This window comes from Stenotrophomonas africana, assembly GCF_013004645.1.
GTDB classification, from domain to species: domain Bacteria; phylum Pseudomonadota; class Gammaproteobacteria; order Xanthomonadales; family Xanthomonadaceae; genus Stenotrophomonas; species Stenotrophomonas africana.
The window spans coordinates 693,029-716,399 of record NZ_JABEME010000001.1 but is presented as its reverse complement, the minus strand read 5'-3'; the positions used below and the strand labels follow the sequence as shown (position 1 = coordinate 716,399).

The 23,371-nt window shown below is 67.0% G+C and carries 21 protein-coding genes; 12 read left to right on the top strand and 9 right to left on the bottom strand.

Going from position 1 to position 23,371, the window contains the following annotated elements; genetic code table 11:
- Positions 1-148 precede the first annotated feature (148 nt).
- On the bottom strand, positions 149-2,485 hold the full coding sequence (locus HLA98_RS03565) for a VapE domain-containing protein (RefSeq protein WP_057501918.1): 2,337 nt from the start codon (positions 2,483-2,485) through the stop codon (positions 149-151).
- 137 nt (positions 2,486-2,622) lie between these two features.
- On the opposite strand from HLA98_RS03565, the gene HLA98_RS03560 reads away from it, so the two are divergent.
- The 6 genes from HLA98_RS03560 (at position 2,623) to HLA98_RS03535 (ending at position 7,848) form a co-directional block, all read left to right on the top strand.
- The gene (locus HLA98_RS03560; RefSeq protein WP_129550567.1) at positions 2,623-2,976 is read left to right on the top strand and encodes a hypothetical protein; all 354 of its coding nucleotides are present in this window, start codon (positions 2,623-2,625) and stop codon (positions 2,974-2,976) included.
- Positions 2,973-3,191, top strand: coding sequence for a hypothetical protein (locus HLA98_RS03555; protein WP_080392957.1), 219 nt, complete (start codon positions 2,973-2,975; stop codon positions 3,189-3,191). The genes HLA98_RS03560 and HLA98_RS03555 overlap by 4 nt, the downstream gene beginning before the upstream one ends.
- Before the next feature lie 11 nt (positions 3,192-3,202).
- Positions 3,203-3,457, top strand: coding sequence for a hypothetical protein (locus HLA98_RS03550; RefSeq protein WP_005408345.1), 255 nt, complete (start codon positions 3,203-3,205; stop codon positions 3,455-3,457).
- A 210-nt stretch (positions 3,458-3,667) separates the two neighbouring features.
- Positions 3,668-4,063, top strand: a complete 396-nt coding sequence (locus HLA98_RS03545; RefSeq protein ID WP_057501917.1) for a DUF2946 family protein — start codon at positions 3,668-3,670, stop codon at positions 4,061-4,063.
- 129 nt (positions 4,064-4,192) lie between these two features.
- On the top strand, positions 4,193-6,331 hold the full coding sequence (locus tag HLA98_RS03540; RefSeq protein ID WP_057501916.1) for a TonB-dependent receptor: 2,139 nt from the start codon (positions 4,193-4,195) through the stop codon (positions 6,329-6,331).
- An 11-nt stretch (positions 6,332-6,342) separates the two neighbouring features.
- Positions 6,343-7,848 carry a PepSY domain-containing protein gene (locus HLA98_RS03535; RefSeq protein ID WP_057501915.1) on the top strand — a complete coding sequence of 502 codons (1,506 nt, stop codon included), beginning with the start codon at positions 6,343-6,345 and terminating at the stop codon, positions 7,846-7,848.
- A 9-nt stretch (positions 7,849-7,857) separates the two neighbouring features.
- Here HLA98_RS03535 and HLA98_RS03530 read toward each other — a convergent pair whose 3' ends face one another.
- Both HLA98_RS03530 and HLA98_RS03525 read right to left on the bottom strand, forming a co-directional pair.
- The gene (locus HLA98_RS03530) at positions 7,858-8,991 is read right to left on the bottom strand and encodes an MFS transporter (RefSeq protein ID WP_057501914.1); all 1,134 of its coding nucleotides are present in this window, start codon (positions 8,989-8,991) and stop codon (positions 7,858-7,860) included.
- Between the two features lie 11 nt (positions 8,992-9,002).
- Entirely contained in the window at positions 9,003-9,779 is a 777-nt protein-coding gene (locus HLA98_RS03525; protein WP_057501913.1) for a DeoR/GlpR family DNA-binding transcription regulator, read from the bottom strand.
- A 160-nt stretch (positions 9,780-9,939) separates the two neighbouring features.
- On the opposite strand from HLA98_RS03525, the gene smqnr reads away from it, so the two are divergent.
- Entirely contained in the window at positions 9,940-10,587 is a 648-nt protein-coding gene (smqnr, locus tag HLA98_RS03520) for a SmQnr family pentapeptide repeat protein (protein WP_057501912.1), read from the top strand.
- A 3-nt stretch (positions 10,588-10,590) separates the two neighbouring features.
- Here the strand turns inward: smqnr and HLA98_RS03515 are convergent, their stop codons facing one another.
- Positions 10,591-11,265 carry a class I SAM-dependent methyltransferase gene (locus HLA98_RS03515; RefSeq protein ID WP_057501911.1) on the bottom strand — a complete coding sequence of 225 codons (675 nt, stop codon included), beginning with the start codon at positions 11,263-11,265 and terminating at the stop codon, positions 10,591-10,593.
- 87 nt (positions 11,266-11,352) lie between these two features.
- Positions 11,353-12,051: a glutathione S-transferase family protein gene (locus tag HLA98_RS03510; RefSeq protein WP_057501910.1), complete on the bottom strand. Its 699-nt coding sequence runs from the start codon at positions 12,049-12,051 to the stop codon at positions 11,353-11,355.
- A gap of 115 nt (positions 12,052-12,166) precedes the next feature.
- On the opposite strand from HLA98_RS03510, the gene HLA98_RS03505 reads away from it, so the two are divergent.
- Positions 12,167-13,111 (top strand): LysR substrate-binding domain-containing protein, encoded by a 945-nt coding sequence (locus HLA98_RS03505; protein WP_057501909.1) that lies wholly within the window; start codon positions 12,167-12,169, stop codon positions 13,109-13,111.
- Here HLA98_RS03505 and HLA98_RS03500 read toward each other — a convergent pair.
- The gene (locus HLA98_RS03500; protein WP_057501908.1) at positions 13,050-14,429 is read right to left on the bottom strand and encodes an aminotransferase-like domain-containing protein; all 1,380 of its coding nucleotides are present in this window, start codon (positions 14,427-14,429) and stop codon (positions 13,050-13,052) included. The two genes, HLA98_RS03505 and HLA98_RS03500, sit on opposite strands and share 62 nt — an antisense overlap.
- A gap of 130 nt (positions 14,430-14,559) precedes the next feature.
- On the opposite strand from HLA98_RS03500, the gene HLA98_RS03495 reads away from it, so the two are divergent.
- Positions 14,560-15,423 carry a DMT family transporter gene (locus tag HLA98_RS03495; RefSeq protein WP_057501907.1) on the top strand — a complete coding sequence of 288 codons (864 nt, stop codon included), beginning with the start codon at positions 14,560-14,562 and terminating at the stop codon, positions 15,421-15,423.
- Between the two features lie 58 nt (positions 15,424-15,481).
- Here HLA98_RS03495 and HLA98_RS03490 read toward each other — a convergent pair whose 3' ends face one another.
- A complete protein-coding gene (locus HLA98_RS03490; protein WP_057501957.1) occupies positions 15,482-16,399 on the bottom strand; it encodes a LysR family transcriptional regulator in 918 nt (305 codons plus the stop codon).
- A gap of 106 nt (positions 16,400-16,505) precedes the next feature.
- Here HLA98_RS03490 and HLA98_RS03485 point away from each other — a divergent pair, with 106 nt between their 5' ends.
- Positions 16,506-18,023: an MFS transporter gene (locus HLA98_RS03485; RefSeq protein WP_057501956.1), complete on the top strand. Its 1,518-nt coding sequence runs from the start codon at positions 16,506-16,508 to the stop codon at positions 18,021-18,023.
- Positions 18,024-18,302: 279 nt separating this feature from the next.
- On the opposite strand, the gene HLA98_RS03480 is transcribed toward HLA98_RS03485, so the two are convergent.
- Positions 18,303-18,707, bottom strand: coding sequence for a GFA family protein (locus HLA98_RS03480; RefSeq protein WP_057501906.1), 405 nt, complete (start codon positions 18,705-18,707; stop codon positions 18,303-18,305).
- A 171-nt stretch (positions 18,708-18,878) separates the two neighbouring features.
- Here HLA98_RS03480 and HLA98_RS03475 point away from each other — a divergent pair, with 171 nt between their 5' ends.
- Positions 18,879-19,853 (top strand): Lnb N-terminal periplasmic domain-containing protein, encoded by a 975-nt coding sequence (locus tag HLA98_RS03475; RefSeq protein ID WP_080392956.1) that lies wholly within the window; start codon positions 18,879-18,881, stop codon positions 19,851-19,853.
- Positions 19,853-21,877 (top strand): esterase/lipase family protein, encoded by a 2,025-nt coding sequence (locus tag HLA98_RS03470; RefSeq protein ID WP_057501904.1) that lies wholly within the window; start codon positions 19,853-19,855, stop codon positions 21,875-21,877. The genes HLA98_RS03475 and HLA98_RS03470 overlap by 1 nt, the downstream gene beginning before the upstream one ends.
- Before the next feature lie 46 nt (positions 21,878-21,923).
- Here the strand turns inward: HLA98_RS03470 and HLA98_RS03465 are convergent, their stop codons facing one another.
- Positions 21,924-23,345 (bottom strand): MFS transporter, encoded by a 1,422-nt coding sequence (locus HLA98_RS03465; protein WP_057501903.1) that lies wholly within the window; start codon positions 23,343-23,345, stop codon positions 21,924-21,926.
- Between the last annotated feature and the right edge of the window lie 26 nt (positions 23,346-23,371).

The window sequence follows — 23,371 nt, the reverse complement described above, 5'->3', positions numbered from 1 at the left end:
CGCTCCTGGAAGGTGGCGAAGCCGATACGGATATCTTGCCTCTGCAGACCTCTCAAGTCAACACCTTTCATCTACTATCATCCCGACGGGTTGGGGTGACACTCAGAGCTGTCGCCGCTGATCTGATGGCCATCATGGAGTCATGGCATCAGAACGGACCGGCTGCGTGCCCGGCGAGGCTGAGCTTTCGCGGTGGCATCAACCAGACCTTGGCCCGCTCCTTGCCGACCACCTTCGTACGCACATCATGGCGCTTGACCACATAGGCCGCGGCCTCGTTGACCTCGCGGCGGTTCGGCTTGTCGATGCCTACTGCGATGACGATCTCGGTGGCACGGTACTGTGCGCTCCACTGCGCGGCGGGGACGGACCAGTCGAAATGGCGGTCGATCAGCTCGGCGATCGGCGAGATCGGTTCGTGCTCACCGTTGGTGGCGTTCAGCGCATCCAGTTCCTCGCTGGACAGGTGCCAGGTCTCGCCGTCGCAGTAGAGCGCATGGGCTTCGGCCCACACCTGCTGCATGTCGATCCGTGCCGGTTCGCCCAGGCCCACGGCATGCACGGTCCACCAGCGGGTGTTGCCGGTGGCGTCGCGCAGGAAGCGCTCGTCATTCACGCTGGCGAACAGGATGGTGCGCCGCGCATAGCGGGATTCCGTGCGCGCATACGGGCGGCGGATCTCGTCGTGGCTGCGCGAGATGAACGACTTCAGCGCAGCGATGTCGGTGCGACGGAACGTGGCGTCGACTTCGCCCAGCTCCACGATCCACTTGGAGATGACCTGTTTGACGCTGTCCTTGTTGGCCGGATCGAGCACCACGCCATCGGCGATCAGCTGCAGCTCGGCCGGTGCCAGTTGCCGTGCCCAGCGTGTCTTGCCCAGGTTCTGCTTCGAAACGAAGGTCAGCACACCGCGCGCCACTACGCCGTCCGGTTCAAACGCAGCAGCCACACCGGAGATCAGCCATCGCCGCATCAGCACTTCCTTCAGGATGCGTCCGTCGCCCATGCGCGTGGGTTGGGCCTCCTGCACGGTGTCGAAGAACGCCTGCAGGCGGGACTGGCCATCCCAGGGCCGTGAGGTGATCCAGCTTGCGACGGGGTTGTACGGATTGGCCTCGGCTACCTGGCACAGGTTGGTCTCGAAGCTGGTGATGGCCATGCCGGCGCGGTGCATGCAGTCCATCACTTCGCCGGCGGCCACCTCCTTGGCGTTGTCGACCGTGCTCTGCAGCCCCGGGACCAGGATCTCCAGATCCTTGCGGATGACGTTGTAGCGCACGGTGACGCCGGTGCGCCGGCACAGCTCGGCCAGATTGCGCGCGGTCGGCAGCGGCCGTCCGCGTGCGCTGGTGTCTGGAAACGGAGTAAAGGCATCGAATGCGGACAGGTTGCCGGGCACCTGGTAGCGTGCGTTGGACGACGATGGCGCATCCTCTTCCGCAGTGTCTTCTTCGGCTATGGCAGGCGGCCGAGGGAGCAGCTGGGTGCGCACTGCCTCCAGTCCTTCGCGCAGGTGCAGATCGTTGAAGTCGGTCGGGCGGTCATCGTCGTCATGCAGCGCGGCGAACTCGGGCCACACCACACGTGCGTCGATCTCTGCGGCGGCGCGAGTGGCGTGGGTGACACCAGGATTGTCCAACGGTTGCCGGGTCCATTGGTCGTTGTCGGCACAGATGACGAAGGAGGCATCGGGAACCGCGCTGCGCCAGGTACGGGCGACCGCAGCGAGATTGCCTGCGTCCCAGGCCACCACCACGCACCCGCCCGTGGCCTGGTGGATTGACGCCGCCGTGGCGTAACCCTCCGCAATGGCAATCGGCTGTCCAGGCAGCGGCTTGCCGATGACGTGGAAGCAACCCTGTTTGCGGCCTCCGCTGAGAAAGTCCTTGTCGCGGCCGAGGGCTGGATCGGTGCGCGGAAAGATCGCCTGCAGCGAGACGATCCGGCCCGTGGCGTTCATCACCGGCACCAGCAGGGCATTGTCGATGTAGCGGAAGACCAGGCCGTCGCTGTTGCGCACGGGCCATGCCGCCACACGCAGCGCATGCGCGTGGATGCCCTTGCGTACCAGGTAGGGATGGTGCGCATCTGCGGGAAGGGCGCGGTTCCACAATACATTGGCGGCCTTGGCTGCGGCCTCCTCACGTTCGCGCTGCTGCCGTTCCCGTTCGGTACGGGCGACTTCCTGGCGTTGCCGGATCGTGCGCTGTTCGGCAGCACTCAGTGTGGTTTCCGGCTTCGCACACCAGGCATGGCGGCTGCCGGTGCGCCAGCTGCCGAACTCACCGGCCGGCACGTGGTCTCCGAACAATACGGCCCAGCCATTGCGCGTGCCACGACGGTCGCCTTCCACATGGAAGCGCACCAGCGCGCCATCGGCGTTGATCGCGTCGCGGCCGCGTGCATCCGGCACGATGCCGTGCGCGTGCATGGCCTGCAGGAACGCCGGAACGATGTCCTGCGCTGGGTGCGGTGCGTGCATTGGACAGGGCCCCTTTGAAACGTGGATCGGTCCACCGCAGCGGGTAGTGGCCAATGCGCGGTGCAATGCCTGCCGTATGCAGCCCACGCGACGGCGGACCGACGTGGCGTGGCCAGGGCAAGGTGGAGGGAGATGACGTGACCATGGTGTCGGAAATGGATGCTTTCTGCAACACCTTCCAGCACCTTGCATCCCTGATCCCGATGAAGGCGATCGGCAAGCGATGGATCTGCGATGACGTCCGCAGATCTCGCCTGCGCGACGTTGCGTCGCAGTTGGCGAGAACCGTTTTTCCGATCATGCGATCGCCGTCAGAGACGGCCCCTCGTTTCAGTTCATCGCCCCTCGGGGCACCCATGCACAAGGAGCCTGCATGCCTGAAGTCCATTGCAACTGCGAATGCCGATCCGATGCCGAGCCCGCGTTTTTCACTGACGTCGCGGCGTTCTCAATCGGTGCGATCAACCCCCGATAAAATACAGCTGGCATGACGGACACCATCGACGAGGCGCAGGAACTGGAAGCGCGCCATCTGCAACGCGCATTGGCCCGGCACGCAACGCGGGCCAGCAACGTTGCTCCACCCATTGGGGAATGCCACAACCCGGACTGCAGCGAAGACTTTGACAGCGATCCGGCCAGGCTGTTTTGTGGACCTGCCTGCGCCGAGCGTTTCGAAGCCATCCATCAACACCGCAACGCATAGGAACAGGGGACATGTCTCTGAACAGCAACGACGCTGGCTTCACCGAACGCATCGCCGGATTGTCGGCCGAGCTCGCCGTGCTGGTGAGCCTGGTGGAGAACCACATCCATCTGCAGTTGGCCGACCTGGCCGACTCGGGTGATGTGGATGCACAGGAGCGATTTGCGGTGGCCGATCCGGAGCGCTGGTTGGAGAACGCCCGCAACAGCCTGCAGGCGGGCGTCATGTTCCTGGAACGTGCGGTGCAGCAGCCCGCGCGGTTCTAGCAATGCGATGTGGGGACGGAAGGGGCTGTAAGGTCGCCTTCCGTCCCCTTTGGGGCCGTGGAGAGCGCCTGCGTCCGCGGCTGCGTCATAACGTCGCACCACCTTTCTGGAAACCCTGAACGCGGTCCAAGGTTGGCCATCGCCCCGTAGAATGGTGGCGTGCGTCGTTCTGTCCTCCACCGCCGGTTCCAGGTCCTGGCATGGCTTGCCATGCTGCTGGTGCTGCTCGCCCCGCTGGTGAGCCGCTGGCTGGCGCATGACCACGTTGCGGCCACCGCACCGGTGGCAGCCTTGAATCACGCGATGCACGCAGAGCATGCACAGCACGCGATGGAAGCGCACCATGACCATCACGCGATGGCAATGCAGAACGGGGAATCGACACCGAAGCCGGCTGCCGATCCACACGCCGACCATGAGATGGGTGTGGACTGCGATTACTGCCTGATCGCTGCGCGGCTGATCACCCTGCTGGTGGCGGCAGTGTTGCTGTTGGCGCCGATGGCACCGCTGTGCCGCGCACTGCGCGGTGCGGTGCAGACGTTGCCGCAACGGATCAGCGGCACATTGGGAGCGCGTGGGCCACCGGCCTTGATGGCCGTCTGAGCCGCACGCGCGTTGCACTGAACGTTCTTCCATGAGGTTGCCGGCCACGGCCGGTGCCCGCACGCGCGTGTTTGCCCCTTTCTGATTGCTGCCCTGCCATTGCGGGGTGGCCTTGCATGCCGTGAACAAATGAAAACCAACCCCAACTCCGCGCGCCTGCGCAGGGCGACACTGCCTGCGCTGTGCATGTCCCTGCTGTACGCCGTGCCCGCCCTTGCTGCCGATGCGGCACCTCCGACCACGCTGGATACCGTGCGCGTGGTCGACACCCGCAGCGGTGAACTGTCTTCCACCGCCAGCGCCGGGTCTGCGCTGGGACTGAGCGTGCTGCAGACACCGGCCAGCCTGACCGTCATCTCGCGCGAACAGCTGGAACAACGGGGGGACACCAACCTCAACGATGCGATCAGCCGCGCCGGTGCGATCAGTGCCATGCCGCATCCAGGCAACGGCCTGAGTGCACTGTCCAGCCGTGGCTTCACCGATGGCGCCTCGGTGATGCGGCTGTACGACGGGCTGCGCCAGTACGGTGGCGTGGGCATCACCTTCCCGTTCGATACCTGGTCGATCGAACGCATCGAAGTACTGCGTGGACCGGCCTCGGTGATCCATGGCGATGGTGCGATCGGCGGCGTGATCAACATCGTGCCGAAGAGGCCCACGCGTGGGGCGATCGAGAACGAGATCAGCGTGACCGTGGGCAGCGAGGACACTGCGCGCCTGGGCTTCGGCAGTGGTGGCGCGCTGACGCCCGAGCTGGCCTACCGGCTGGATGTGAGTGGCAACTACAGCGGTGGCTGGGTTGACCGTGGCCGAAACAGTGACGCGACCTTCTCCGGTGCGTTGCTGTGGCAGCCGCGTACGGACCTGCAGCTGACCCTCACCCATGCGCAGGGCTACCAGCAACCGATGCGCTACTTCGGCACGCCGCTAATAGATGGCCGCCAGCTGGAGGCGCTGCGCCATCGCAACTACAACGTGGAAGACAGCGAGATCCGCTACCGTGATCGCTGGACCCAGTTCGACGCGCAGTGGACACCCAATGCGAACGTGGAATGGCGAACCCGCGTCTACCAGATCGACAGCCAGCGCGATTGGCGCAACGCCGAGGCCTATGTCTACAACCGCGCTACCGGCTTGATCGATCGTTCGGGCAACACCCAGATCACCCACAACCAGGACCAGACCGGACTGACCTCGAGGCTGCGGGTACAAGGGAACATCGGGGGCCTGGCCAACAGCTTCGCCGTCGGGCTGGATGCCAACCGCGCGCACTTCAAGCATACCAACAACACCTATGCCGGCAGCTCGGGTCCGGTCGACCCGTTCGATCCGGTGCCAGGCCAGTTCGCCAGCGATGCACCGAACCTGCCGCGCTATCGCAACCGCGCTGAGCAGTACGCGCTGTTCGTGGAGGACAGGCTGGTGTTGAGTGAACGCTGGTCGGTACTGGGTGGGCTGCGTCACGACCGCGCGCGCATCGATCGCACCGATCTGATCAGTGGCCAGAACGCGTTCTCGAAGACCTACAGCAGCACCGGCTGGCGTGCAGGCACGGTATTCGCGCTGCAGCCGACGCTGAGCCTGTATGCGCAGTACTCGCAGGCGGCGGACCCGGTCAGTGGCCTGTTGATGATCAGCCCGGCCAACGGTGCCTTCGACCTGGCCAAGGGGCGGCAGATCGAGGTGGGCCTGAAGCAGGCCTTCGATGGCGGCGAGTGGACGCTGGCGGCGTATCGCATCCGCAAGACCGGGCTGCTCAGCCGCGACCCGCTGGTGCCGGATCGCAGGGTGCAGGTGGGGGCCCAGACCTCGCGTGGTATTGAAGCGTCGTTGAACTGGAACTTCGCGCCGCACTGGTCGCTGGATGCCAATGCGACGGTGCTGAAGGCCGAGTTCGAGGACTTCCTGGAAACCACCGGTTCGCCGGCGGTGCTGGTGTCGCGCGATGGCAACGTGCCGCCGAACGTGGCCGAGCGCCTGGCCAATGTGTGGCTGAGCTGGCGGTTTGCACCGGACTGGAGTGCGGCGGCTGGCGTGCGTTACGTCGGCAAGCGCTACGCCGACAACGCCAACACCTTGGAGCTGCCCGGCTACAGCACCACCGACCTGGCACTGACCTGGCAGGCGGCACCGCGCACGCGACTGTCCGCGCGGCTGTTCAACGTGTTCGACAAGGCGTACTACGCCACCGCGTACTACACCAGCACGCAGTGGCTGCTGGGTGCGGACCGGCGCGTCGAATTCTCCGTCGACCATCGCTTCTGAGGGCGCTGGCGATGACGCTGCGATCCACCGCCAAGCGCTGGACCTACCTGGTGCACCGCTGGCTGGGCATCGGTGGGTGCCTGCTGATGCTGCTGTGGTTTGTCAGCGGCATGGTGATGCTGTTCATCGGCTACCCGAAGCTGACCCCCGGTGAGCGGCTGGCGGCGTTGCCGGTGCTGGGTGAGGCCCGCGACCTGCAGGGACTGTCGGTACTGCCAGCCGCCGTGCAGGCCGAGCCGGAGGCCGTGGCGCTGACCACGCTGCGTGGCGAGCCAGCGTATGTGGTGCGAAGTGGCAGCAACGTGGGCGCCTGGTCTGCCGTGACCGGCCAGGCCCTGCTGCCGGTGTCGGCACAGCGCGCTGAAGCATCCGCTGCGCAGTTCGCCGGCGGCCAGGCCTTCGTGGGTGCGATGCGCGTGGATGAGGACCGCTGGACGCATTCGCGTGCACTGGACGCGCATCGACCGCTGTACCGGGTCGAGGTGGGCGGCGCGCAGCCGGGCGACCTGTATGTGTCCTCGCGTACCGGCGAAGTGGTGCTGGATGCCCCGCATGTGCAGCAACGATGGAACTATGTGGGCGCCTGGCTGCACTGGCTGTACTTCCTGCGCATGCACTCGGTGGACCCGGTGTGGACGTGGGTGGTGATCGTGTTGTCCGCGCTGTGCACGGTGGCGGCAGTCAGCGGCATCGTGGTCGGTGTGTGGCGCTGGCGCTTCCGTGGGCACTACCGTTCGGGAGCGAAGACGCCATACGTTGAACCATGGATGCGCTGGCACCACCTGATCGGGCTGGTGGCTGCCGCCTTCGTGTTTACCTGGATCTTCAGCGGGCTGATGTCGATGAACCCGTTGGGCGTCTTCGGCAGCATGCGCGAGGCGATCGACAGCGGACGCTATCGCGGTGGTCCGGCCGCGGTGGATGGCGCACTGGGCGAGCCGGCGGCGCTGCTGACGGCCGTCGACGCCGAGCGGTTCAAGCCGGTGGAGATCCAGTGGCGACGCATCGGTGGTGAGCTGTTTGCGGTGCTGCTGGACGGGCAGGGCGATACCCGCATTGTGTCCGGCAGTGATGGCCATCTGCAGGTTGCGCGGTTGCTGCCGGCCGCGTGGCTGCAGCAGAAGGTTCAGGCGCTGTCGGATGCGCCGATGCAGGGTTTCGTGGTGCAGCAGGCAGCGGATGCCTACTTCTATCCGCGTGCGCCCGAGGCCATGAACGGCGCAGCGGTACGCCGCTTCCCGGTGGCAGTGGTGGATTTCGGCGATGCCGAGGCGACGCGCGTCTACCTCGATCTGGCCACCGGCGATCCGTTGCTGACGATGGGGCATCGCGAGCGGGTGGGGCGCTGGCTGTTCTACTTCCTGCACAGCTGGGACCTGCCGGCGATGCTGCGTCAGGACACCACCCGGCTGGCTGTGTTGCTGCTGCTGAGCCTGGCGGGCACCGCGCTGTGCGCGACGGCCACGGTGATCGGCTACCGCCGGTTGCGGATGAAGCTGCGGCGCAGGCGGCGCTGATGCCCTGGACTACACCCGCAGCCAGCGCGTGGACACGGCCACCAGCAACAAGGCCGTGGCCACGCCGATGAATGCGGCGATCAGGCCGAAGTGGTTGGCAGCAAAACCGATCAGCGCCGGTCCGGCAAGGATGCCAGCAAAGCCCAGCGTGGAAACGGCGGTGATTGCCAGGGCCCCGGGCATGCGGGTCTGGTGGCCGGCCAGCGAGAACAGCGCGGGTGCGATGTTGGCGCAACCGAGGCCGACCAGCACATAGCCGATCAGCGACGCCTGCCACGGCGTGACCAGGGTCAGCACCAGCACGCCAGCGGCGGCAAGCAGAGCACCGAACACGATCGCGCGTTGGCGACCCACGCGTGCCACCAGTGCATCGCCGAACAGCCGCGCGACGGTCATGGTCAGGGTGAAGGTCACATAGCCGATACCGGCGAGGCTGGCGTCGACGCGACGCACATCGCTGAGAAACACCGCGCTCCAGTCCAGCATCGCGCCTTCGCCGAGGAAGGCAACGAAGGCCAGCACGCCGATGAACAGCACGATGCCATGTGGCAGGGCCAGCATCGGTGTGTCGTGCGGCATGCGTTCGCTGTGCCAGTACGTCGCCGACAACAGCATCACCAGCAGCATGGCGCCGACACCGATCAGCACCGATGCCAAGGGCGGCAACTGTGCGGACAGCAGCACGGTCATGGTGGCCGCACCGAGGAAGCCGCCGATGCTGAAGAAGGCATGGAAGCCGGACATCATCACGCGCCGTGCTTCGCGCTCGACGATGACGGCCTGCACGTTCATCGTGCAGTCCATCGCACCCACGGCCGCACCGAACACGAACAGCACCACGCCCAGCGTCCAGGCTGATCCGGCCAGTGCCAGGCCGGGCACGGTCAGGCAGATCAGCAGGCTGCTGGCCACCATCACCCGGCGGCAACCGAGGCGCGCGGCCAGCACGCCGGACAACGGCATCGCCAGCAGCGAACCGGCACCGAGGCAGAGCAGCACCAGCCCCAGCGTGGCGTCGTTGATGTCGGTGCGCGTCTTGGCGAATGGCACCAGGGTGGCCCACAGCGCGGTGGCGAAACCGGGGATGAAGAACGCAGCGCGGGTCGCGTGCTGTTCGGCACGCGCGCGGTTGGCAAGGGACATGAGCGGTACGGTCAGGGGGGCGTGGGGTGCACCGCGATACCGGCGGCGCGGAAGCGTGCTGCCAGGGCGGGCGGTGCGGTGGTGGTCAGCACCAGGTCGTCAATCTCGTCCAGGCTGGCGATCTGCCAGTTGCCGCGGGCACCGAGCTTTTCAGTGGTAGCGGCAACGATGACGCGGCTGCTGCACGCTACCATCGCGCGCTTCAGCGTGGCTTCTTCCGCATCCATCGCCCACACACCCGTATCGCTGTCCACCGCGCAGGGGCCGGGCAGGTACACATCGGCACGCAGGCGCTGCACCTGGGCCATCGCTTCGGCACCGACCGCACCGCCACCGCTGGCCAGGCGGCCGCCGATCAGCTGCACAGAGGTGCCTTCAAGCAGGCTGGCGGCGGTGGCGATCTGCGGGGCATTGGTGATCACCGTCAGCCCGAGTGCGGCCGGCAACTGCTGGGCGATCGCCAGATTGGTCGACCCGGCGTCGAGCAGTACGACCTGGCCGGGGTGCAGCAGCGCGCAGACGCGGGCGGCGAGCTCGGCCTTGTCGCCGCGGTCGCGGGTCAGGCGTTCGCGCAGCGGGCGTTCCTTGGGTGGCGGCAGCACAGCGCCGCCGTAGACACGCTGGCACAGGCCCTGCGCAGCCAGCTCGCGCAGGTCGCGGCGGATCGAATCTTCAGAGACGGCATAGCGGCGGGCCAGTTCGGCGGCGACCACGCGGCCCTGCTCGCGCAGTTCCTCCAGGATCTGCCGGGTGCGCTGGGCGGGAAGGGGGCTGGGATCGGAGCTCATGACGCAAGTCTGCACATCCGTGCATAAACATGCAAGAACGTGCATTGGGCCGAAGCGGGCACAGGGCGGCTGGACTGCCGGTGAACCCGCCAGCGCCCGGGGTCTATGGATCGCCCTCGCGGCCCGGCATCATGGCGGGGTACCTGGCATGGAATCCCTGATGTCCCCCACCGTTCACCGCAAGCTGCGCATCGGCGCGGACCAGTACACCGGCCAGAAGGTGGTCGATCAGCAGTTCCACGAGTGCGATTTCTCCGGCGCGGACCTGACCGCCACCGAGTTCATCAACTGCAGCTTCTACGATGCCGACAGCCGCGCCGGCTGTCGCTTCAACGGCGCCACGCTGAAGGAAGCCAGCTTCCGCAGCTGCGACATCAGCATGTGCCACTTCAATTTCATCAAGGCGCTGGGCCTGGAGATCAGCGAATGCCGTGCGCAGGGCGCGGATTTCAGCAACGCCAGCTTCATGAACCAGATCACCACGCGCAGCTGGTTCTGCAGTGCCTTCATCAAGAAGTCGAACCTGCGTTATGCCAATTTCTCGCGGGTGACGCTGGAAAAGTGCGAGCTATGGGAAAACCGCTGGGATGGCGCGAATGTGAGTGGCGCCAGCTTCGCCGGCTCGGACCTGTCCGGCGGCCAGTTCGAGGGCATCGACTGGAACAGCGCCAACTTCACCGACTGCGACCTGACCAACTCCGAGTTGGGCGAGCTGGACCTGCGCAGCACCAACCTGCGTGGCGCCACGCTGGATGTGCAGCAGGTGGCGCTGTTGATGCAGCGCATCGGCATCACCGTGGTGCCTTAGGCATCACCCGGCGTACGCCACCCAGCCCTTGAAGCTGAAGCCTGCGTAGAACAGCTCCACGCCGTCGAAGCCGGCCTCCTGCAGCAGCGCCACTTCCTGTTCGGGGGCCAGCAGCGGCAGCCGCTCGGCAATGGCCTCGATCGCTCGCTGTGCATCGGCGTGGGCAACGCCCGAGGCTTCGGCGAACGCTGCGTAGCGCTGCAACCAGCGCAGCTTGCCGGCCGGTTCCTGCGGCACGCTGTGGTGGGCCACAACCAGCGGCGCGCCGGGTTGCAGGCGCCGGTGCAGCTCGCGCAACGTGTGCCGCCGCTGCGCGGCGTCGAGGAAGTGCAGGGTCAGCAGGCAGCTGGCACCATCGAAGCGCAGATCGGGCGCATCGTCGATATAGCCTTCCAGCAGCTGCACGCGCGACATCAGCGGACCCAGTGTCTGCTCGGCCAGGGCCAGCATCGGCGCGGCCGGGTCCACGCCCAGCAACTGCCAGCCCGGCTGCGCCTCGGCAAAGGCCTTCAGCTCCAGCCCACCACCGGCACCCAGCACCAGCACGCGGCCCTGCGCGGGAACACGTTCGGCCAGCAGCAGCCGGCTCATCTGCTGCAGGGCGAGGAAACCCGGCACCTGGCGCAGCGGCGCTTCGGCATAGCGGGCCACGGCCTGCGGATCGGAGAACGTGGACATGCGCGGATTCCTGCGGCGGGGGACATACCACTGTAGCGCGGCGCGCAAGAGGCATTGCGCGCCGCTGCCGCGCGGGCAGGACAGGACTCAGGCCGCTGTGGCCTCAAGCACGTCTTCCAGCCGCACTTCGCCGAGGAAGCCACCGCTGCTGGTTGCCGGCTGCTGCGCTTCGATGGCGTGGGCGAACTGCACGCCGGCGTCGTCCTGCAGGCGCTCGAACAGCTGCTGCACCCTGGGGAACCCGCGACGATCGACCACCTGGTGATAGTCGTTCCAGCGCGCGATGCCTGCGAAGTAGGCATCGGCAAAGCTGCGCTGTTCGCCCAGCAGCCACGGACCCGTGCCGATCATCTGCTCCAGCGCCTGGTGGGCGTGGCGCACCTTGGTCGTGCCATAGGCACGCAGCGCCTCGCCTTCATCGCCTTCCGCATGCTCCAGTGCGTGCCAGAGCGGCGCGTAGGCACCGAAGAAACTGGTGTTGAGATAGGCCAGCCGATGGTTGAGGCGATCGAAGCTGGAGGTGCCCTGTGCGAAGCCCAGTCCCTGCGCGATACCCAGCGCGGCCAGGTGGTTGAGGATGGCCAGGCTCTCGCTGAGCAGCTCGCCCTGCGCGGTTCGCAGCGTCGGGGTTTCGCCTAGTGGATTGAGGCGGCGGTAGTCCTCGCCCTGCACCTGGCCGGGCATGTCGATGCGGCACAGGTGATACGGCTGGCGCAGCCATTCCAGGGCGACGATGGAGCCGAACGAGCAGCCCGAGGGCACGCCGTAGAAGAGGATCGGGGTCATGGCAGGTTTCCGGTTCAAGCCGCGATGCGGCGGGTGAGGAAAGCGTGCCTGCGTGGACATTGCCCCGGAAGCCGCTTGAATGGCATCCTGAAGTCCACATCTGTGGACGTTGCGCATGCTCAACCTCAACGATCTGGCCCTGTTCGTGACCGCGGTGGAGCAGGGCGGGTTCGCTGCAGGCGGGCGCCATCTGGGCCTGCCGCGCTCGACCCTGAGTAAGCGCGTGGCGCTGCTGGAAGAACAGCTCCAGGTGCGGCTGCTGCAGCGCAGTTCGCGCCGCTTCGCATTGACCGAGGTCGGTCAGGAGTTCTTCGAGCGCGCACGCGCAGCGTTGTCCGAGGTTGAGGCCGCCGAGGCCATTGTCCGCGACCGCCAGGCCGAACCCAGCGGCACCGTGCGGATCAGCGCTTCGATTCCGGTGGTGCAGGGGGAGCTCGCCGCGTGCCTGCCCGCGTTGGCCCGCCGCTATCCACGGCTGCGTATCGAAGTTGAAGTGAGTGATCGTTTCATCGACCTGGCGCAGGAAGGCATCGACATCGCCCTGCGCAGCCACTTCGGTCCGCTGCCGGATTCCGGGTTGGTGCAGCGCATGCTCGGTAGCGAACGCATCGTGCTGGTGGCGTCCCCTGGTTATCTGGCAGCCGCGCCGGCAGTGGACACGCCCGAACAGCTACGCGCGCATGCCGGCCTGCTGACCGCGCGCCATGCAACGCGCTGGACGCTGCACGGCGCCGACGCCCACACCGTGCAGGTGGAGCCGCAGGTGGCGCTGGTCGGCAATGAATCGCAGCTGCTGATCGCGGCGGCAGAAGCGGGTCTTGGCATCACCGTGCTGCCACACAGCCTGTGTGCTGCGGCCATCGCCGCCGGCCGCCTGCAGCAGGTGCTGCCGGCGTGGCATGCCGGCGAAGTCACCACCAGCGTGTTGCTGCCGCATCGTCGCGGCCAGTTGCCGGGCGTCCGCGTGGTGGTGGATGCGCTGGTCGCGCATTACCAACTCAACGCAGCGCGCGCGCCAGCACCTGCCAGATCCTCGGGTCCTGGCACTGCGAAACGTTGAAACGTGCATAGTCGGCCGCGCGCTGCGACTGGCTGAACGCGTTGCCCGGCGCCAGCACGATGCCCTCGCGCAGGCATTGCCGCGCCAGTGCGGCGGCGTCGCGGCCATCGGGCAGCTGGCACCACAGGAACAGGCCGGCTTCCGGCTGCAGCCACGGGGTGATGCCCAGCGTCTGCAGTTTCCGCAGTGTGTGCCGGCGTGCATCGGCCAGGCGCGAACGTATCGACTGCATGTGGCGGCGGTAACCGCTGTCGGTCAGCGCGATGTGCATCAACTGCGCGGCCAGATGGCCACCACCGAAGCTGGTCGCCAGCTTCAGGTCGGTCAATGCCTCTATCCAGTCGTGGCGTGCAGCGATATAGCCACAGCGCGAAGCCGCCGACAGCGTCTTGGAGAAGCTGCCGACGTGGATCACCCGCGACAGCCCATCGAGCGCGGCCAGCCGCGGTGCAGGCTGCAGTTCGAAGTCGGCGAAGATGTCGTCCTCGACGATGATCAGTTCATTGCGTTCGGCCAGGCCCAGCAGGCGGTGCGCGGTGCTGGCGGAAAGCACCGCGCCGGTCGGGTTTTGCAGGCCGGAGTTGGTGATGTACAGCCGCGGCGTATGCGCTTGCAGGGCTTGGGCGAATGCGTCCAGGTCGGGACCGGTATGTGTGTACGGCACGCCCACTGCCTGCACCTGGTGTGCCTTCAGCAACGCGTGGTAGTTGAAGTAACTGGGGTCATCCACCAGCACGCAGTCGCCGGGTTTGAGCAGGAAGCGGCAGATCAGGTCGACCGCGTGCGTCCCGGATTCGGTCAACAGGATCTGCTCCATCGGCGTATCGATGCCCAGCCCGGCAGCGCGTCGCTGCAGCAGCTGGCGCAGCGGCGGCAGGCCCAGCGGGCCGGCATAGTCGACCAGATGCGCTGCGCCGACGCGTGCCAGCCGACGCAGGCCACGGCGCATGCCGTCCTGGTACAGCCAGTCGCTGGGCATCCAGCCGCAGCCTGGCTTGAGATGGCCGGCCGGTGTTTCCAGCGATTGCCGCGACACCCACAGCGGGTCCACCGCGCGATCCAGCCGAGGTCCCATTTCGGCCAACGCGAGCGGTGCGACCGGCCCGCTGACGTAGAAGCCCGAGCCCGCGCGTGCGCTGATCACACCCTCGGCGGCCAGGCGCTCGTAGGCCTCGACCACGGTGGAGACTGAAACTCCCATCGTCGCCGCCTGCGCACGTACCGAAGGCAGGCGCGAGCCGGGGCCATCGACCCGCGCATTGATGCGGGTGTGTACCGCCTGGATGACGGATTCGATGCGGGTCAGGGGGCGTGGCATAGCGGACTGTAGTGGAAGTGTGGGCAGTACAGTTACTTATGACTGTACTGGATTGTAGCTGGGGTGGCGGGGGCTCAGGTGCTCTCATGGAAATCCCGCCGGGACCGCCCGGCATTGCAGGAGTGCAGGCGTGGAACGGTCGGCGAGTGGTTGGATCAATGGCTTCATCGGTGTGGTGATTTTCGCGGGCTCGTTACCGGCCACCCGACTGGCGGTGCTTGAACTGGATGCCGGGTTCGTCACCGCCGCACGCGCCACCATCGCCGCTGTGCTCGGCCTGGGGCTGTTGTTGCTGCTGCGCCAGCCGTGGCCGCGCCGCAGTGACCTGCCAGGCCTGGCAGTGGTCAGCCTCGGCGTGGTGGTCGGCTTTCCAATGCTGACCGCGCTCGCCCTGCGTCACGCCTCATCCGCGCACACCATCGTGTTTGTCGGCCTGCTGCCACTGAGCACCGCGGTATTCGGCGTGCTGCGCGGCGGCGAGCGGCCGCGTCCTGCCTTCTGGCTGTTCTCGTTGCTGGGCAGTGCCTGCGTGGTCGGCTATGCGGTGCGCAACGGCATCGAGGCCTCGCTGCAGGCCGACCTGCTGATGCTGGCGGCGATCGTGGTGTGCGGGCTGGGCTATGCCGAGGGCGGTCGGCTCGCCCGTCATCTGGGCGGCTGGCAGGTGATCAGCTGGGCGCTGCTGCTGGCGTTGCCGGTGATGCTGCCGCTGACAGTGCTGATGCGCCCGGCCTCGTTCACCGCCGTCGGTGCGTCGGCGTGGTGGGCACTGGGCTACGTGGCAGTGTTCAGCATGCTGGTCGGCTTCCTGTTCTGGTACCGCGGTCTGGCCCAGGGCGGTATCGCCGCCGTCGGACAGCTGCAGCTCCTGCAGCCCTTCTTCGGCCTGGCCCTGGCCGCGCTGCTGCTGCACGAATCGGTCAGCCTCAGCATGGTGCTGGTGACCGTGGTCGCGGTGATCTGCGTGGCAGGCGCCCGCCGCTTCAGCCGCTGAACGAAAAAGGGGACGGAGGGGATTAAGTCGTAATCGGCCCTACTGTGCCTGAAACGACTTAATCCCCTCCGTCCCCCTTTTCCGGGGCGCCCTGGAACAGATGCGCAACGGCATAGTCGATGAACACCCGCAGGCGTGCACTGGGATGGCGCCCACCGGGCCATAGCAGCGAGAACTGCCCCGGGTGCGTGGGCAGTGCAGGCAGCACCTGTTGCAGACGGCCATCGGCCAGCGCGTCGGCTGCGAGGAAGTCCGGCATCCACGCCAGGCCCATGCAACCGATCGCAGCGGCCAGCACGGCTTCCATGTTGTTGCAGGTCATCGCCGTGGGAAGGCGCGCTCCGGCATCGCCTTCGATGCCCGGCAGCTGCCACGGGTGCAGTTTTCCGGTGGTGGGGTAACGGAAGCGCAGCGCGGTATGCAGGCGCAGGTCGCCCACATCGCCGGGAGTACCGTGCGCCTGCAGGTAACCAGGCGCCGCACAGAGCACGAAACGAAACCCGCCCAGCCGCCGTGCGGTGAGGCTGGAATCGGCCAGTTCACCGCTGCGTATCACCGCATCCAGGCCTTCGCTGACCACATCAACGATGCGGTCGTTGAAGTCCAGTTCCAGCTGCACCTGCGGGTAGCGCTGCTGGAACCCCGGCAGTACCGGCAACAGGAAGCGGTAGCCGATGGTGGGCAGGCCGATACGCAGCAGTCCACTGGGTGCGTGCTGGCGCTGCGCCAGGTCGGCCTGAGCTTCGGAAAGCTCATCCAGCGCACGCCGGCAGCGCTGCAGCAGCAGTTCGCCTTCGTCGGTGAGGTGCACGCGGCGGGTGGTGCGCTGGAACAGGCGCGTGCCGAGTTCCTGTTCAAGGCGGGCGATGCGCTTGCCGACCGCCGACGCGGACAGGCCGAGTACACGTGCAGCACCAACGATGCTGCCGGCCTCCGCGGTGCGGACGAAGGCGAGCAGGGCAGAGATGGAGTCCATGTAGGCATGATTGCGGAACAACTGGCTGTAATCAACGTCCATCCAGCCTGTTTTTCAGGAATAGCGGCCTGCCCATCATCAATACCCCTGATGGATGGAGGCCCGCATGGCCCCGGTTTCGATGCTCCCCTTACCTGTCAAGACGCAGCAGCGCTGGACCCTGCTTGCCGTCTGCCTGGCCGCACTTGCGCTGCCGTTGTCCTTCTCGGCCGGTGCGGTCGCGGTGCCCGCGCTGGCCCGTTCCGCGGCGTCGTCGCCAACGGCGCTAGCCTGGGTGACCAACGCCTTCATGCTCACCTTCGGCAGCTTGTTGCTTGCTGCCGGTGGCCTGGCCGACCGCTATGGTCGACGACGATTGTTCCTGCTGGGCACGGCGGGTTTCACCATCGCCACGGTTGTCGTCTGCCTTGCTCCCACGCTGCTCTGGCTGGATCTGGCGCGCGGGTTGCAGGGCGTTGCCGCCGCAGCGGCGTTGGCATCCGGCACGGCGCTGCTGGCACAAGCCTGGCAGGGGCCGGCGCGTGCCCGGGTCTTTGCGCTGCTGGGCACGACGTTCGGCACAGGGCTGGCGCTGGGGCCGCTGCTCGCGGGCCTGCTGCTGCAGGCGTTGGGAGGGCGCAGTGTGTTCGCCGCGGGCGGCGTGCTGACGTTGGCCGCCTTCGCACTGGGCGCGCGCGCGTTGCCTGAAAGCCATGGCGAACGCGGGCGGCTGGATGTCGGCGGCATGCTGGGCTTCAGCCTGATGCTGGCGGCGTTGACCCTGGCTCTGCTGTGGCTGGGTGAATTTGGCCTGCATGCCATGCGCGTGCAACTGGCGCTGCTGGCGACGCTGTTGCTGGGCGGGGTGTTCGTCTGCATCGAACGACGGCACCGCTCACCGTTGCTGGACCTCTCGTTGTTCGCACAACAGGCGTTCCTGGGTGTCCAGCTGCTGCCGGTCGCGACTTGTTTCGGCTACGTGGTGCTGCTGGTGGTACTGCCTCTGCAGTTGCTGGGCGTGCATGGACAGAGCGCGACCCTGGTGGGACTTCAGATGCTGGCCCTGTCTGCGCCGATGCTGGCGCTGCCCTTGCTGGCCGCGCGCTGGGCGGAGCGCGTGGGAAGTGCGCGGATTTGCACGCTGGGACTGCTGGTCTGTGCCTCTGGCCTGTACCTGCTGTCGCGGCAGGCATCGCACCCGTCGCCGTCTCAGTGGGTACCGTTGCTGATGCTGGTCGGCGCCGGGACGGCGTTGCCGTGGGGGCTGATGGATGGGCTTTCGGTGAGCGTGGTACCGGTGCAGCGTGCGGGCATGGCCGCCGGCATCTTCGGAACCGTGCGGGTGGCGGGCGAGGGCATTGCACTGGCCGCGGTGACGGCCTTGCTTGCGCTGTTGATCGGTCATCAGCTGCAGGGAGCATCGCCGGCATCGCTGGCGCGTGCCGGTGCCTATCTGGCCACGGGGGCACGGGAACAGGCGCAGGCACTGCTACCGGCGATGAGCCGCATGCAGCTGCAGCACGCCAGTAGTGAGGCGCTGGCAACACTGCTGCGTGTACTGGCGCTGCTGACCGCCGCATGTGCTGTGTTGTTGCACCTGTTGCTGCGGAAACGTAAAGACGCGTTGGTCGGGCGTACTGCGTAGCAGGCTCATCGCCCGCCTTCGCCGTCATCCCGTTGTCGTGTCCCGCTCACGCAGCCTATGCCCACCCGGGTCTAGGCTTGGTCGTCCCCGTCCCCCACGGAGACCTGCCATGTGGCTGCTCGATCATCTCTGGCCTGGCCGTAGACCTCTGCCTCCCCCGGTCACGGTCCAGCCGCAGGCCACACCGCGCCGGCCGTGGCTGAAGCGGCCCGCGCGGGCTGGCCGCAGTGGCATGGCACCGTGGCAGAAGGTTGCCGCACCACCACGGCGCACGCGTCACTAGGCTAGTCGGTCGGCGGGGTGGTTGACCCCGTCGTTCACCGGAATGATGCCCAGTGCAAACGGGTCGATGCCTTCCAGGCAGGCCACGTTGTAGCCGTACTGGTCAGGGTTGGAGCGGCGCCGGTGGTGGGTGTAGATGCCACACACACCGCAGAAGTAGTGCTCGGCCACATGGGTGTTGAACTGGTACTTCTGCAGGTGATGCTGCCCGCGTACCACCTGCAGGCCCTGGCGGGTGACGCTGGCGGCAATGGCGCCACGGCGCCGGCACATCGAGCAGTCGCAGCGGCGGGGATCGACGATGCCGTCCGGCAGGTCCAGCAGCAGCTCGACCGTGCCGCAGTGGCAGGTCGCACGGTGCTGGGGTTGGACCGGAACGCCGGCCACGGAAGTGATGCCCATCGTTGCTCCTGTGAGGTGAACCTGGCCGCAGAGGCCGCCGCCGACGGTGCGCCGGCCTGCCTGAACGGGCCGTAGATGCCACGGTGAACCCGCTTGTGGCTAACTATGCGGCTTCAAGACCGCGACAGGATGCCAGTGAAAGCCGCAGGACGATGGGTGACAGGAAGTGTCATGGCGCTGCTGGCGCTGTGGGTGACCGGGCTGCTGGCCTATCAGTTGCCGGGGCCGGGCTGGCTGGCCACCGGCGTCGCCGGGCTGTGGCTGCTGGTTGCGCTGTGGGCGTCGTGGCGGGTCGCGCGGGGCCGTGCCTCGCGCCGCCTGGGTCTGGCGTTCGGGGCATCGCTGGCACTGGCCGGCTTGTGGTGGCTGCTGCTGACTCCGCGCCAGGACCGGTTGTGGGCCGATGACGTGGCCCAGCGCCTGCACGTGGTGTCCTTCGATGGCCGCCACGTCGTCCTGGACAACGTGCGTGACTTCAGCTGGCGGACCGAAACCGACTACGACGCACACTGGGTACGCCGCGAGTACGACCTGGACCAGCTGCGCTCGGCCGATCTGGTGCTGTCGTACTGGATGGGCCCGGCCATCGCCCACACCCTGATCTCGTTCGGCTTCGAGGACGGTCGCCACGTGGTGTTCTCGCTGGAAATCCGCAAGGAGCGCGGTGAGTCGTTCTCGGCGCTGGGTGGCTTCTTCCGCAAGTTCGAGATGACCCTGGTGGCTTCGGAGGAGACCGACATCATCCGCACCCGCACCAACGCGCGTGGCGAGGACGTCTACCTGTACCGTCTGCATGGCATGGACCGCGCGCAGCTGAAGGAGCTGTTTGCTGCGTACATCGCGCAGGCCCGCGAACTCGATGCGAAGCCCGGCTTCTACAACACGTTGACCAGCAACTGCACCACGATCGTCTTCGACCTGGCCCGCCACATCGCACCGCGCCTTCCGCTGGATTACCGCCTGCTGCTGTCCGGTTACCTGGCCGAGTACGCGCAGGAAGTCGGTGCGCTCACTCCGGGCGTGCCGTACACCGAACTGCATGCCAAGGGCCGCATCACACAGCGCGCGCTGGATCTCGCTGATGGCGCCAATTTCTCCACCGTGATCCGCCAGGGCGTGCCCGGCACCGAGCAGGACCCGCAGTAATGAACCAACTCTTTCTGACCCGCTGGCAGCGGCTGCTGCCGGTGTTGTTCGCCGCCTTCCTGCTGCTGGGCAGCAGCGGCTGTGCGATGGTTACCGTCAAGCAGGTCAAATCCAGCGATTCGCTGGTCAACAAGCGCGCGGATGTGCTCAACACCGGCAAGCTCAGCCCGGCCGCGCGCGAAACGCTCAGCGCAGCGGGCCTGGACGAATCACAGTGCGAGAAGGACTTCCTGGTCTGCCGCAGCACGCTGTTGATGACCGATGACCTCAATGTCGAACAGCGGTTGTCGGCGCTGTCCGAACTGTGGGTGAAGGCAGCGCTGGCGCTGACCCCGAAGAAGACCGCTGCCGGCGATCCGCCGATGAGTGATGCGGCATTGGATGCCTGGCTGGAAGCCGCGCGTTACGCCTATGCGTACCTGTTCTACAGCGGCCGCTCGCCGTCCGACCGTGCCTTCGAGGACCGCCAGACGCAGGTGCGCGACTACTACAACTACGCCGCCGAGAAGGCGGCGGTGGTGCTGTTCGTCCGCGCACGCGCGGCTGCGCTGGCCGGCGAGGACTACACGAAGCCGCTTACGGTCGGTAGCTGGTCGCTGGCCTCCAACTACCAGCAGCTGAACCTGAAGAGCATTCCCGCGCAGCTGGTGCCGGCGGGAACGGTCAGCTTTGTCGGCCTGCGCAGCACCTATCGCCGCGATGGCTTCGGTGCCGAACTGGTGATGGTGATGGACCCGCCGAAGCTGGTTGCGCCGGTGATCGCAGCGGATGGCCCGAAGGCCGAAACGGCATCGGACGATGGGGATGACGAGCGGCGCGGCCGTCGTCATCGCCATGACGATTCGGTGCCCGAGTTCAGTGAGATGTCCTCGATCAACGTCACCGCACTGCTGCGTTTCGAGGGCAGCAGCCTGGAAGACGTGATGCGCACGCGCCGGGTCGAGCTGGATGCCTATTCGCCGGAAGCCACCGAGCGCATCACCCTGCACGGCGAACAGGTGCCGCTGGCCGGCAACTTCACTGCCGCCTACGGCCTGTGGCTGGCACAGAGTGGCTTCGCCAGGCAGTCGCTGCGCACCCTGTTCGGCATGAGCGAGGGCATCGGCGAACCGCACATCTACCTGATGCAGCCGTGGGACCCCAACCGCCGCATCATCTTCATGCTGCACGGCCTGGCCAGCAGCCCGGAAGCCTGGGTGAACCTGGCCAACGAGATCATGGGCGACCCCGAGCTGCGCCAGCAGTTCCAGGTGTGGCAGGTCTATTACCCGACCAATGCACCGATCGCACTGAACCGCTACGAGATCGCCAATGCGTTCAACGACACGCTGAAGCACTTCGATCCCAACGGCAGTACGCCTGCATCGAAGGACATGGTCTACATCGGCCACAGCATGGGCGGCGTACTGGCCCGGCTGCTGGTGAGCGATTCGGGCGACGTACTGTGGAACGACCTGTTGGCCAACTACGATCTGAAGGGTGAACGGCTGAAGCGGGTGCAGAACAAGCTGGGGCCACTGCTGCATTTCAAGGCGCAGCCGAACGTGGAACGCGCGATCTTCATCGCCGCGCCGCACCAGGGCACGGATATCGCCGGCAACAAGGTCGGGCGCCTGATCGGGCGCCTGGTACGCCTGCCGCTGACCATCCTCGGCAAGTTCGAGGATGTATTCATGGCGCTGGCACAGGCCGAGCAGCAGGTCGACGGCACCGCCAAGCCGAAGATCCCGAACAGCATCGACAACCTCAAGGCCAGCGATCCGTTCGTGAAGGCCGCCGCACAGTTGCCGATCGAAGCCGGCCTGAAGTACCACTCGATCATCGCCCAGCGCAAACCGGAGCTGCCGGTGGAGAAGTCCGATGACGGGCTGGTGCCGTACTGGAGCGCGCACCTGCCGGGTGCGTTGTCGGAGAAGGTGATCATTTCCGGCCACAGTGTGCAGGAGACCCCGCAGGCAGTGCTGGAAGTGCGGCGCATCCTGCACCGGGACATTGATGATGTGGGAGCCGACAGAACACCCTGACCGCTGCGTTCGCCGGGCGTGGCCCGGCGGAATCCCTCCGGCGGCGCTACACCCGTCGCGCGATCACCGTGGCCAACACCGCCAGGCCGAAGGTGATGGCCAGGCACAGCAGGTAGCCGGTGTGCGGGGCGCTTTCCACGAACAATGCGAACAATGCACCGGAGACCGCCAGCGCGGTGGTCACCGACAGGGCCTCGCTCAACTGCAGTGCCGAGGTGTTGGCACCCTGCTCCTGCGGCGCCGACAGCGACAGCGTCAGCACCGACAGGCTTGCATAGATCATGCCCATGCCGAAGCCGGTCACGGCCCAGCCGAGCAGCGACACCGGCAGTGGCACCACGTTGAACAGCACTGCCAGCGTGGCGGCGATGCCGACTGTCATCATCGTCGTGCCGGCCTGCAGCAGTTGCTGGCGTGACCAGCCACGCTGCTGGTGGCCCTGCAGCCACGAGCCGGCGAACCAGCCCAGTGCGCCAAGACTGAGCACGGCACCGGCCCCACTGGGCGAAAGGCCACGTTCGCGCTGCAGCAGCAACGGCAGGTAGGCCTCGCAGGCAAAGAACGCGGCCGCCGCGATGCCACGCAGCGCGATCACGCTGGGCAGGCCACGACGCAGGACCAGTGTGCCGGCCGGCAGCAGTCGATGTACGCAGAACAGCAGCGCCAGCATCGCCACACCGATGCAGAGCAGGGCGGGCAGGCCCTGTTGCTGACCGCCGAAGTACAGCAGCAACGCGGCCAGCGAGGCGCCGCTGGCCCAGCGCACCACCTTGCCGCGTCCATCGTCGGCGGTGCTGGCGGGACTGCGCTGCATGCGCGCCAGCGCGGGGCGCAGCAGCAGGGCCGCCGGAACCGCCAGCAATGGCACCGCCAGGAACACCCAGCGCCAGCCCAGGTGCTGCACGATCAGGCCGCTCAACGCCGGGCCGACCATCGAGGGCACCACCCAGCCGGCCGAGAACGCGGCGAATACCTTCGGGCGCAGGTGTTCGGGATAGCTGCGCCCGACCATCACGTACAGCGAAACCGAGATCGCGCCCGCACCCAGGCCCTGCAGCAGGCGCCCGGCCACCAGCATGCCCATGCGCATCGCAAAGCCGGCCAGCAGCAGGCCCAGCACGAAGCAGGCCAGGCCGTACCATAGCGGCCTGGCGGGCCCATGGCGGTCGGCCCAGCGTCCGGCCAGGGTCATGCCGATCACGCTGGTGGCCAGGGTACCGCCGAACGCCAGCGCATACAGGCGCAGGCCGTCCAGCGCTTCGGCCACGGTGGGCATGGCGGCGGCCACCGCCAGGGCCTCGAAGGCATGCAGCGCGACCAGCGCCACCATGCCGATGGTGGTGGCGCGGTAGCGCGGGGACAGGATCGACGTATCGGACGGCGCGATGGCGTCGGCGGGCGAGAGGGTCGGGGTCATACGGGTCAGATGCGGGCCGCGCTTGTCAACTGGCGGCGAAGATAGCAGCATGACACCTCAACAGCAGTTGAGGTCAA